Genomic DNA, 12,060 nt, shown 5'->3' with positions numbered 1-12,060 from the left:
TGAATTGTGAAAGGAAGAAAAATGCTTGTAAAAACTACAAAAAAAGAACTAAACAATGCTCACTTACAAGGAAAAACTATCCTTGCTTTTAGAGCAACATGATGTCCTCCATGTCAAATGATGGGACCGGAATTAGAAAAATTAGTAGCAACAAATCCTGAAATAAATATTTATGATTTGGATGTTGACTCAGAAGTTGAATTTGCTCGTGAAATGCAAGTAAGTGGAATTCCATCTTTCTTTTTATATAATGATGGAAAATTGTTAGATTATGTTACTGGTTACTTACCAGCAATGGAACTAGCTAAAAAATTTAACAAATAAGGTTTTACCCTTATTTTTATTATATTTAAAAATGAATTTTAAACCACAAGCTTATTTTATTGATTTAGATGGTACAATGCTAGATTTACCTAAAAAAGAAAGTAAAATTAGTGAAGAAAATATTCGTGTTATTCAACTTGTAAATAAAACTACTCCTGTCATAATTTCTACAGGTCGTGCTAATTCTGAATTTGTAATGTCTTTAACCAATAAAATTCATTCTCCATATGTTATTTGTCAAAATGGCGGAATTATAATTGATAAGGATAACAATATTCTTAAAAAAAATGAAATTCAAAAGGATACTGTTTTAGAAATAATTCAGATTTTAAAAGACGAAAAAATGTTTTTTATTATCAATAGTGGAGACATTATTTATGGTTCAGATTATCGATTAAAATTTGTGCGTCCTTGAGCAAAAAAATATAAAGTATTGAGTTATGATAATTTACCAAAATTAAGTAATTCTACTAAGATAATAACTTTTGGAAAAACAAAAAAAGGAATAATTAAATTAAAGGAAAAATTAGCACATTCTTTTGAAAATATTTCATTACATATTGTTTCAAAAGGATATTCTATCGAAATTAATGATTGTAATGCCACTAAAGGTATTGCTGATAAATTCATTTGTGATTTACTTAATATTGATTCTCAAAAAGCAGTACACATTGGTGATTCAGGAAATGATATATCATCACTTAATTTTTTAGGAACGTTCGTTTGTATGAAAAATGCACCTAAAAATATTAAAAAATATGCAACAATATTAGGCCCATCTTACAAAAAATCTGGTGTTGCTAAAATTTTAAAAAAACTTGAAAACATATTATAGATAGTTATAGAGAAGCTTTAATATAAGGCTTCTTTTTAATTTTTTTACAAAATAATTTCTTTATTAGATATTTTTTTATCATTTTCCTTTATTTAAAATCTTGAAAAATAGCTTTATTAATTTTCACTTATAAAATTTAGGTAATAAAAGAGTTATAAAAAATATAAAAATTATCTATTTTCTAGAAAGCAAGTAGTAAAATGACTAACAAATCAAAAAAAATTTTAAAAATAGTATCAGGAATAGCAATCCCAACTTTAATAATTTCCGCAGGTTATTTTAGTGCTGTTCTTTATGTGAAAAAACATAAATATGATCATCTAAAACCAAAAATTTATGAATCATCTAATAAATATTTACTTGAGTCCAAAATAACAAAATTAAATGATGAGGCCAAAAAATATTTTTCTTTAAATGAAAATTTTATTGAATCTAAATTATTTGAAGAAATAACAAAAGATAAATCGGAATATAAATTTATATTTAATAAAATTTATCATCAATGTGGTTGAAATGGTTCACAAGATAAATATATAACTTTATTTTTAAAAATTAATTCTTTATTATTTAATGATATGTTCAAAACATTTAAATATAGTGGACATCCGCGTTCTTTTTGAAGAATGGAAAATAATGTGATTAAACATTGAAATCCATTTGATAATACTTTTTCTACTAAATTTAAAAATAATATATTAAATATTTATCATAGTCACTATCCTTTTTCAATATATTTAAAAATTGATTTTAATTTAAAAATTGGTAAATTTGAAATCAAAAACAAAAATAATACAAATCAAAATATTGAAATTGAATTTGATATTTTTGTGAAAGGATAATATTACATGAATAATAAAAAAAGAGATAATAAAGAATCAAAAGAAAACAATAATAAAAAAATAAATTCAAAATTGCTATTTGTTGTTTTGGGGATTATTGTTGGAGGGGTATTATTTAGTTTAATGATTTTTGGAATGGTTTTAGGTTTTAATGTGCTAACTGGAGGTTGATCTGCATGTTAAATGCTTTTAATGTTATATAATTTTTTTATAAAATTATGGAGGTTTTAACATGGCAAAAACAAAAATAGCTATTAATGGATTTGGAAGAATTGGTCGTCTAATTTTTCGTCAAATTTTTAATGATAAAGATTTAGAAATTGTTGCAATTAATGATTTAACAGATGCTTATACTTTGGCACACCTTTTAAAATATGATACTGCTCATGGTAAAATGGATGCTGAAATTTCTGCTAGTGAAAATTCTATTATTGTAAATGGAAAGAATTTTCCTGTTTATGCTGAAAAAGATCCAACAATGTTACCTTGAAAAGAATTACAAGTTGATATTGTTGTTGAAGGAACAGGAAGATTTGTTACTTTCGAGGGAAGTTCAAAGCATTTACAAGCTGGAGCAAAAAAAGTTTTAATTACTGCACCCGGTAAGGATTCTAATATAAAAACCATTGTTTATTCAGTTAATGAAAATATTTTGACAAAAGAAGATACGGTTGTTTCTGCTGCTTCATGTACAACAAATTGTTTAGCTCCTATTATGGATGTTTTAGATAAAAATTATGGTGTTGTAAAAGGATTTATGACTACAATTCACTCTTATACAGCTGACCAAAGATTACAAGATGCACCGCATTCTGATTTACGTAGAGCTCGTGCAGCGGCTTTAAATATGATTCCTACAACCACTGGTGCAGCAAAAAGTATTGGTAAGGTTATACCAAGTTTACAAGGCAAAATGAATGGAATCGCTTTGAGAGTTCCAACAATTACAGGATCATTAGTAGATGTTACAGTTGAACTTAAAAAACAACCTACAGTGGAAGAAATTAATAAAGTAATGAAAAAATCAGTGTCTGATTCATTGATATACACAGATGAACCTATTGTATCAAGCGATATTATAGGTGTTAGTGCAGGATCAATATTTGATAGTAAATTAACTTCATCTTTAGAAGTAGATGGCAAAACTTTATATAAAGTTTATTCATGATATGATAATGAAAGTTCTTTTGTGGGCCAATATATAAGAACATTAAAACATCTAGCAAAATTGCTAAAATAAAGTAATAAAAAATAGTGCAAGTTTAAGGCACTATTTTTTATAATTTTAATTATGAAAGAATATATGAAATATTTTTCACCCATTGGAACTTTATTAATTGAAAGTGAAAATGAATTTATTACAAGGATAGATTTAATAAATAATGAGAATATAGAAAAAAATTCCATTAAAGAAAAACCTTATTTTATAGAAATAAAAACTTGATTGGATAATTATTTTAGTGGGAAAATAAATGAGAATATTCCAAAATTAAAATTATATGGAACAAAATTTCAAATTAGTGTGTGAAATGCTTTAAAAGAATTAGCAACGTTTGGCAAAATTATTACTTATAAAGATTTAGCTAACTATATAGCAAAAGAAAATAACAAAGAAAAAATGTCATGTAGAGCTATCGGAAATGCTGTTGGTAAAAACCCTTTATTGATAATTATTCCATGTCATAGAGTAATTGGCAGTAATGGAACTTTAACAGGGTTTTCTTGTGGCATAGATGCAAAAATAAAATTATTGACTCATGAAAATATCACTTTAATTAAAAATAAGAAGGATAAAAAATATTGAAAAGTTGCCAGATAACTTTTTATAATTTCTCCTTTATTTTTTGTATTATTAAAAAACAAATAATAATTTTTGGACTTTAATATAAGCTATTTATAGCTTTAGCAATGCTATAATATTAGTAAATATATCATTAAAAAAAATCAAAAAATGGAGAAATATGATAAATAAAAAAATTTTGTTTTCATTAGGATTTATGGGAACATTTTCATTAATGCCTTTAGGGGTAATATCATGTGTATGACACCAAAATGATGATCATTTAAATATTACTAAAGAATCATATAAATTTTATAACTTGTCTTCTCATCATAAAATATATTCAAAAAGTGCTAATTTATATTTTAAAGAAAATGAAAATATACCTTATGTTTCTATTTCAGAAATGATAAATATGTTAGATGGATTTTTAGAATCTAGTTATATTAGCAAATTAACAAGTTCGTTTTTTAATCAAAAAACATATTATTGAGACAATTACAAATTTACTGTAAATTGAAAAACCAATAAAATGTTTGTAAATAATTTAGGATTTTTTAGATTTACAAAAAGCTCAAGTACAACTGATTATTCAAAACATTTAAAATACATTTCTTATAATGTGCACAAAACAAAAGATTTTAAAAAAACTATTGAATTTAACTTAGAAAAATATGGTTTAGATATTTTAAATTATAGGGATAAATTATTAATTCCTTTGCCAGTATTTAATACTTTATTTTGTAGTCAAAATTATTATAATTTGTACTTTAATGGTGAAAATTTATATGGGGCATACTTCGATTTAGATGATAGAACACCAAACATTAATAAGATAAAAAGTGGTGGTTTTGAAAATAAATTACAAAGTCTAGTAGATAGAAAAAATACGTTAGGTCATTTACTATGAACATTAGATCATTTTTATGGTTTAAAGGATCATAAAGGAATTTCAAAATTTAGTGACTATTTATCAGATGAAGATAAAAACAAAATATTATCAACTAATCCAAATAGCAATAATGAAGCTTATGCAAAATTATTCTATAACAAATTAAATGATCTTCATACATGAATGTCTATGTTATCTTTTTATAATGATGCTAATACTAAAGTTAGTTCACTAAATACTATGAGTTCAAATAGTGAGCAATATAGAAAGATATTAAGTAAATTAATTGATTTAAGAAAAAGAAGATTTTATTATGGTAATGTTCCTCCAGTTAGATTTGTGGGCAACACTGCAATAATATCATTTGATGAATTTAAAACTGGTACAAAGAATGAATTAGCTGAACCAGATGCTTATAAATATGATACATATGAATTAATGAAATATGCAATGAAAGAAATTAAAGAGTATAGTATGAGAAATACTCCAATTAAAAATATTGTTGTAGATTTATCACTCAATGGTGGTGGGAATGTTGCTGCCATGTATAGAGCATTAGGATTTTTAACTAAAAAACCTATTGAAGACTATGACTATAATACTTTATCTAAGACTATATCAGAACGTAAATTTAGAGTTGATACTGATGGTAATGGAAGATATAATAATTTGGATGGGTATCCCGAATATAAATGAAATGTTTTAGTTGGTAAAAATACTTTTAGTGCCGCAAACTTATTTACTGCCATTGCTAAATATACAAACTTGGCAAGAATAATAGGACAACAATCTGGTGGTGGAGAATGCAGTGTTATGCCTAATGTTATGGCAGATGGCACATCTTATGTAATTTCTTCAAATAATGCTTCTAGAATTTTAAATGGCAATGACCATTATCAATCAATTGAAAGTGGTATTGATCCACACAAATGAATGTCGTACGATGATTTTTATGACGATAATAAAATTTGAGAATTAGTGAATAATTAAATGTTCACCAAAAAATTTTAAGTGAAAATAATTATAAAAAAATAAGACAAGCAAGTCTTATTTTTTTTGAATTACAATATTTAATAAAAAATTAGAAATTAACTTTTACATTATTATCATCATCGTTTTGTATATTACTAAATGTTTTAATTCTAAATATTCCTTTTCACATATAACCTAGACTTGGAGTTAAAAAGAATGCTATTAGAAACATAATAATATCTAAAAAGATAACAATACCAATTTTGCCTCCATTATAAAATAATGGTTTTTTAAAATTTAAAAATTTATAAATAGTTATATCAAATACAGAATAAGGATCTATTGTTGAATTTGCAAGATTGGCAAATCTTTGTCCAATTAAAAAGGCAATTAATGCATAAGTAAAATATCCTAAAACAAAAGTATTTGTTAATCATATTTGACTATGTTTTATTGTTATATCTTTTCTTATCATTCCTAATGAAATAAAAGCAAAGATGGGAGTTATAGCATGAGTAAATAAATTTATAAATCCTGAATCTAATTCATTTTTTCTTCACTTAAATGTTCATGATATTAAGGATCAATAAATAATAAAAGTTATTGTTATAAAAACAACAGTAGCAAAAAATAATGCTTGCATTCTTTGTGATTTTCTAAAAAAAGGAAAAATAGTAAGAGAAATTGCCAGTATTCAATTACTTATCATAGTAAAAGACATAGTTCTTCTTCATATAATTGAAAGTACACTAGGATGGTATTCGTAGTTATTTATTAAATCAGGATTTTTCTTGAAATATTCATATGCTTTTTTTACTGACGAATTAAAATTATATATTTGAATCGCAAGTAAAATTAATAGTATACAAACACCAAAAATAAAAATCGCTTTATATCGTTTTTCAAATTCCTTTATTGAAGTTATGATTGGTATTCTTTTATTGTTTGTTTTCTGTTTTTCATTTTTCATAATAGAAAATTATATTAATTTTAATCTACAAATAATAAAAATGTGATTTTAAGATTTTAATGATTTTCTAGTAACGTATATAGATTTTTAATTGTAGTTATATCTAATTCTTCACTGCGAATATTTATATTTAAGCTTAATTTATTTAATGAATTTAAAATTTTTTCTTTTGAATAAAATTGATTAATATTATTGAGTAAAGTCTTTCTTTTATATTGAAATATTTTCTTTATAAAATTTAAAAAACTAATTAAATCAAATTCTAATTCCTTGTCAAAATTTATAGATACAACCATTGAATCTACTTTAGGAATTGGATCAAATTCTTTAGCAAGAACTGTTAACTCTTTTTTACAATTTGCTATGCAGTTTAAACTAACAGTCAATTTACTATATTCTTTAGTCCCGGGTATAGCACATATTCTATTTCCTACTTCTTTTTGTACCATTAATATTGCTCTTTTTATAGAGTTATGATTTTCAATTAATTTAAATAAAATATCACTTGTAATGTTGTAAGGAATATTTCCTACAATTACAATTTCTTTTTCTTCATTTAGTTTCGCATTCAAAAAATTCTCATTTATAATTTCAAAATTTTGATTTTTAATTTTCTGCTTTAATAATGAATAAATTTGGTTGTCTATTTCATAGGCTTTTAAATATTTTACTTTATCTAACATTAAAAAAGTCAATGCTCCCAACCCTGGTCCTATTTCAATGACTTTTTCATTATAAACATTAGCAATATCTATTATTTTTTTTTGAATTTCTTTGTTAATTAAAAAGTTTTGACCAAATTTTTTCTTAGCAATAATTTTCATTAAATATTGAACACTTTCTTTACGTTTTTACTTATTTGGTTAACAAGAAATTCTTCACTTACATTTTTTAAATTAGCTATTTCTCTATATGTATACATAACATAAGGACTAATGTTTTCTTTTCCTCTCATTGGCACAGGCGCTAAATAAGGGCTATCAGTTTCACAAAAAATTCTATCTAAAGGAATTTCTTTAACAGCATCTTTTGTTTTTTGAGCATTTTTAAATGTTACTATTCCAGAAATAGAAAAATAAATGTTTGAATATGGCAAACACTTTTTTACATAATTACTATCACCACTAAATGAATGAAGAATAATGTTTATGTTTTTAAATTCATCTAAAGTGAAAATATCAAAAGCATCATCAAGTGAATCTCTTAAATGAAGCATTCCAACAATATTATGTTTTTTAGCAACTCTTAATTGTGCTAAAAAACTTTCTTTTTGAATTTCTTTACTTGGTGAATCATCATAATGGTAATCTAAACCTATTTCGCCAATTCCTATCACGTCTTTTGTAATAATGCTTTCTAAAAAATCACCATCACTTTTTCCATTAGCTAAAGTAGGATGAATACCAATTATTGGATATAAATATTTTTCATGAGAGCACAATTCTAAAAGTTCAATTGAATCTTCTTTGCTAGTTCCAACTATAAACATTTTATCCATATTTTGTTCTTTTCAATTATGCACAACTTCTAAAGGGTTAACATGATATTCTTTAAAAGGGTGAGTGTGAATGTCAATGTATTTCATTATTTAAACTCCTTTAAAATTTTTAAAGCATTTTCCATGATTTCTATTTTACATTTCATTAAATTTTCTTTATATTGATTTGCAGAATTATTTGTACCTAAGTTATCTGAGACTGTTTTAATACTTAGTAAGGGGATATTATAAAACTTAGCAGCATGAAATAGTGAAGTACACTCCATATCTACTAATGAAATATTTGAAAAATTTTCATTAATTTTATTTATATCATTTTTGGTAAAAAATTTATCAGCAGTTAAGATATTTGCTTCTTTAAATTGATTACTAATATTTACAATTTTTTCATCAAAAATTGATTCACTTAAGTTAAAACATTTATCAATGTAGGGTAATTTTCCTAATGAATAATTAGGTAAAACAGTTAAGTCAACATCATAATAAAAGGCATTTTTTATTGAATATGAGGTTCCTATTTTTAAATTTGATATAGAACCAACAACACCTAAGTTTATTATAAGATCAATATTTTTTAGATTATTTAAACAGTATGAAAGCATAATGGATGAATTAACTTTACCCACTCCAATATGAGCAATATAAAATTTTTTAGCTTGATATTGACATAGTAAAATGTTTTGAAAAGAGTTATAAGTATTTTCTATTACTATTTCTTTTAAAACTTTAACTCTTGCAAGAAGCATTTCACTTTCTAGTTTTTCTGCTATTACAAATAAAATCATAATTATTATTATAACAATAACCTAATTTTTAAAAATAGTATTAAAAAAACTTTGGAAATAAAATTTCCAAAGCAAATTATTATAAAGTTAATTAAGCTACTAAACCATATTTTTTTAAAGTTCTAGCATTTTTTGCAGTTACACGAACAGTTTTTTTAGCACCATTGTCTAATAGTACTGTAACTTTTTGTAGGTTAAGATCAAATGTTCTTTTACTTGTGTTTAAAGCATGTGATCTTTTGTTACCGCTTAGAGCTTTTTGACCTGTTAATTGATCTCTACCTGGCATTATTTTCTCCTTTATGAAATTAATATCTTATATATTTTACAAAAAATTACGATTTTTTAACTTTCTTTCTTAGCAATTATCTTATAAACATTATCGTCTATTCAAATAGTATCGCCAACTCTTATTTTAGAATTTCTACCTTCAGGAACATTGCCATTAATAGTTATTTTGTGAGTGTTAATAAAAAATTTTGTTTTTCCCCCAGTTGGAGCATATGCTAATTTTTTTAATAACTGGCTTAATTTAATAAATTCTCCATAAATTTCTATTTCCATAATTAAAATCCTTTTTGTGGAGTAAATAATTGAATATTATTTTGATTAGAATCTGATTTAACTACAATTCTTAATTTATCTTTGGTTATTAAAAGTGAAATTTGATCATCAAATACTGAAATAGCTTCTCTTAGATATTTACTATTGATAGTTAATTTTAATTCATCACCATCATATTTAAAATTTTTTGTTTTTACTTCAGCATTTGCTATTTCTTCTCTAGTTGAAGATATTGTTAAAAACTCATTATCAATATGTAGTCTAATTTTGTTGTAATTTTCTGTAATTATTACACTAGCTTTGTTAAGTAAGTTATTAAGCTCTTTTTTATCTATTATTAAATGAGTGGCAAACTCTTTTGGAATAATTTTTGATACATCTTGATAAATTTGTTCAATAACCTTTGATTGAATAATAGTATTATCAATTTCAAAAGCAATTTTATGTTCAGAAATATTTAAAGTCACTTCGCCTTTAAATTCAAATGAAAGTAGATCACGTAAATTTTTGGCTAAGATTGAAACATTAAATTCTACATCTGAATCAATATCCATTGCTTCTTCTGCATAACGATATCTATCTGTTGCTTTGAAAAATAATTTTTTATTTTTAGCAGCTATATTTACACAACATAAAATTAAATACATTTCATTATTTGAAGCAGCAAATGAAACATTTCTAACAATTTTCTTTAAATCATCTCATTTTATTTTTAATGTTTCACCATAAATTGTGAAGTTAATAGCAGGAAAATCTTGTGGACTATAAAGATTTAAATTATATTTATCGTATTCGGTAGTAATAAACAAATTTTTGTCATCAGATTTTAAATTCAAGTCACCATCTAATTTTTTAATAATGTTTCTAAAAATTCCCATTTCAATAAGGATTCTTCCAGGGGTAATTATTTTGGCATCCATACTTGTTTCAATGGTATGTTTAATACTAATTTCCCCATTTGATCCAGTAAAGGCTATTTTATTATCTTCTACTTCAATTAATACACCTTTCATTGCTGGAATAAAAGGGTTTTGATCGACTGCTCTTGCTACTCTTTCTATTGCTTCATCTAAAATTAATTTATTTATTGTAATTTCCATTTTCTTACTCTCCTATAGTATTTTATTAAGATTTTCTTTTACTTTCCCTATTGCTAGTTTTAATGTTGAATTAGTCTTGATATTATTATCGATTCACCTTATCGAAACAATAACTGTTGAGTGTGATTGATTGCCAAACATTTTTCCAATTTCTTCAAGTGAATAATCAAAATTATCTTTAATTAACCACATTGAAATTCTTCTAGCCATCACAATATCTTCTTTTCTAGTTTTGCTAGTGATTTTTCGTTTATCAATTTTGTAATATTTACTTACCGCTTCTATTATTCTTTCGGGGCTTATATTATCTTTAATTTGAGAGGCATTTTTAAAAATCATTTTCATTGTTTGTAAATCGTAAGTAAAATAATCGTCTCCGGCACTAAACAATTTTATCCGGTTGATTGCTCCTTCCAATGATCTAATTGAATTAGAAAAATTTCTTGCAATAAATCTTAGACTTTCATCTTCCCATAATTCAGGATTTATATTATTTTCATTTAACTTAAATTTTAAAATATTAATAACATCATCAATGTCGGGCTGCTGGATTTCTATTGTTAAACCACAATTAAATCTCGTGATAAATCTTTCTTCAAATCCGCCTAAGTCATCAGGTTTTTTATCAGCACTTATAATAATTTGTTTTTTATTAGTCATTAATGTATTAACAATATTAAATAAAACATTTAAAGTACTTTCTTTATTACCATATTGTTGAACGTCATCAAACATCAAACAATCATAACTAGTTAATTCATCAACTATTTTATTAATTTCTTCTTGATTTTTATTTTTTAGTTGCTCAACAAGTTTTCTTGTTAAATAATCAGGATTAACATAGTAACAATTTAGTCCTTTTTTAAGAAGTTCATTCCCAATGGCATGTAATAAATGAGTTTTCCCTAATCCACTAGATGAATAAATGAATAAAGGTGAAAAAATTACTTGATCGTTTGTATAAATAGTTTTAGCTGCTTTTAAAGCCAAATTATTAAATTTACCAGCTGCATATTTTTCAAATGTTAAGTCATTTTTTACATTTGACTTTTTAATATTTTTTTTATCAATTTTAAAAGTATGTTTTAGAGCATTTAATTCAGCAATGTCGGTAATATAAATGACATTCACTTTTTTAGTATAAATATTACAAATAGTTCTTTCTATAAGATCTGAATATGTATTTTTAATAAAATGCATTATAGGTTCTGGAACTAATAAATAAATTGTCTCATTTTCTTCATGAACTATAGAAATAGTAGACAAAAATTGCTCATACATATATTCATCACTTAAATTATTTTTTAAATCATCTTTAAATGCCAAATTATTAACTTTTAAATTAATCTGTAACTCTTCATCAATTTTCATATAGAACTATTATAGTTTACTTTTTTATCATATAAAAAGTTACTTAAAATTAATTATAATTTTTAATTAGATATTAAAAGTTATTAACAATATTTTTTCATAAATAGTACTTGTATAAAGCATTTTTTTT

General features: G+C 24.0%; 15 protein-coding genes. 7 read left to right on the top strand and 8 right to left on the bottom strand.

Annotated elements, in window-relative coordinates:
- Positions 1 to 21: 21 nt before the first annotated feature.
- From ACLFP3_RS00075 to ACLFP3_RS00045, 7 genes are all read left to right on the top strand, one after another.
- A complete protein-coding gene (locus ACLFP3_RS00075; RefSeq protein ID WP_412031566.1) occupies positions 22 to 324 on the top strand; it encodes a thioredoxin family protein in 303 nt (100 codons plus the stop codon).
- 31 nt (positions 325 to 355) lie between these two features.
- Positions 356 to 1,159: a Cof-type HAD-IIB family hydrolase gene (locus tag ACLFP3_RS00070; RefSeq protein WP_412031565.1), complete on the top strand. Its 804-nt coding sequence runs from the start codon at positions 356 to 358 to the stop codon at positions 1,157 to 1,159.
- A gap of 200 nt (positions 1,160 to 1,359) precedes the next feature.
- Positions 1,360 to 1,998: a hypothetical protein gene (locus ACLFP3_RS00065; protein WP_412031564.1), complete on the top strand. Its 639-nt coding sequence runs from the start codon at positions 1,360 to 1,362 to the stop codon at positions 1,996 to 1,998.
- Between the two features lie 6 nt (positions 1,999 to 2,004).
- Complete coding sequence (locus ACLFP3_RS00060) at positions 2,005 to 2,181, top strand: hypothetical protein (RefSeq protein ID WP_412031563.1); 177 nt, start codon at positions 2,005 to 2,007, stop codon at positions 2,179 to 2,181.
- A gap of 49 nt (positions 2,182 to 2,230) precedes the next feature.
- Positions 2,231 to 3,238 carry a type I glyceraldehyde-3-phosphate dehydrogenase gene (gap, locus tag ACLFP3_RS00055; RefSeq protein ID WP_412031562.1) on the top strand — a complete coding sequence of 336 codons (1,008 nt, stop codon included), beginning with the start codon at positions 2,231 to 2,233 and terminating at the stop codon, positions 3,236 to 3,238.
- A 51-nt stretch (positions 3,239 to 3,289) separates the two neighbouring features.
- Positions 3,290 to 3,817 carry a methylated-DNA--[protein]-cysteine S-methyltransferase gene (locus ACLFP3_RS00050; RefSeq protein ID WP_412031561.1) on the top strand — a complete coding sequence of 176 codons (528 nt, stop codon included), beginning with the start codon at positions 3,290 to 3,292 and terminating at the stop codon, positions 3,815 to 3,817.
- Positions 3,818 to 3,959: 142 nt separating this feature from the next.
- A complete protein-coding gene (locus tag ACLFP3_RS00045) occupies positions 3,960 to 5,660 on the top strand; it encodes a S41 family peptidase (RefSeq protein WP_412031560.1) in 1,701 nt (566 codons plus the stop codon).
- A gap of 91 nt (positions 5,661 to 5,751) precedes the next feature.
- Here ACLFP3_RS00045 and ACLFP3_RS00040 read toward each other — a convergent pair whose 3' ends face one another.
- From ACLFP3_RS00040 to dnaA, 8 genes are all read right to left on the bottom strand, one after another.
- Positions 5,752 to 6,612, bottom strand: coding sequence for an MAGa3780 family membrane protein (locus ACLFP3_RS00040; protein WP_412031559.1), 861 nt, complete (start codon positions 6,610 to 6,612; stop codon positions 5,752 to 5,754).
- Positions 6,613 to 6,668: 56 nt separating this feature from the next.
- Positions 6,669 to 7,436 carry a 16S rRNA (adenine(1518)-N(6)/adenine(1519)-N(6))-dimethyltransferase RsmA gene (gene rsmA, locus ACLFP3_RS00035; protein ID WP_412031558.1) on the bottom strand — a complete coding sequence of 256 codons (768 nt, stop codon included), beginning with the start codon at positions 7,434 to 7,436 and terminating at the stop codon, positions 6,669 to 6,671.
- On the bottom strand, positions 7,436 to 8,197 hold the full coding sequence (locus ACLFP3_RS00030) for a TatD family hydrolase (RefSeq protein WP_412031557.1): 762 nt from the start codon (positions 8,195 to 8,197) through the stop codon (positions 7,436 to 7,438). The genes rsmA and ACLFP3_RS00030 overlap by 1 nt, the downstream gene beginning before the upstream one ends.
- Positions 8,197 to 8,895, bottom strand: coding sequence for a hypothetical protein (locus ACLFP3_RS00025; protein ID WP_412031556.1), 699 nt, complete (start codon positions 8,893 to 8,895; stop codon positions 8,197 to 8,199). Before ACLFP3_RS00025 ends, ACLFP3_RS00030 begins: the two co-directional genes overlap by 1 nt.
- 91 nt (positions 8,896 to 8,986) lie before the next feature.
- Positions 8,987 to 9,184, bottom strand: a complete 198-nt coding sequence (gene rpmB / locus ACLFP3_RS00020; protein ID WP_412031555.1) for a 50S ribosomal protein L28 — start codon at positions 9,182 to 9,184, stop codon at positions 8,987 to 8,989.
- A gap of 56 nt (positions 9,185 to 9,240) precedes the next feature.
- The gene (locus ACLFP3_RS00015; RefSeq protein ID WP_412031554.1) at positions 9,241 to 9,459 is read right to left on the bottom strand and encodes an RNA-binding S4 domain-containing protein; all 219 of its coding nucleotides are present in this window, start codon (positions 9,457 to 9,459) and stop codon (positions 9,241 to 9,243) included.
- Positions 9,460 to 9,461: 2 nt separating this feature from the next.
- Complete coding sequence (gene dnaN / locus ACLFP3_RS00010; RefSeq protein WP_412031553.1) at positions 9,462 to 10,559, bottom strand: DNA polymerase III subunit beta; 1,098 nt, start codon at positions 10,557 to 10,559, stop codon at positions 9,462 to 9,464.
- Positions 10,560 to 10,571: 12 nt separating this feature from the next.
- Complete coding sequence (gene dnaA, locus ACLFP3_RS00005) at positions 10,572 to 11,930, bottom strand: chromosomal replication initiator protein DnaA (RefSeq protein WP_412031552.1); 1,359 nt, start codon at positions 11,928 to 11,930, stop codon at positions 10,572 to 10,574.
- Positions 11,931 to 12,060: the final 130 nt, after the last annotated feature.

Origin of the sequence: Metamycoplasma buccale (genome assembly GCF_046774455.1) — a bacterium.
In the GTDB taxonomy this organism is placed as follows: domain Bacteria; phylum Bacillota_I; class Bacilli_A; order Mycoplasmatales; family Metamycoplasmataceae; genus Metamycoplasma; species Metamycoplasma buccale.
Note: the sequence above shows the minus strand (reverse complement) of the source record. Positions and strands in the feature narration are given on the sequence as shown.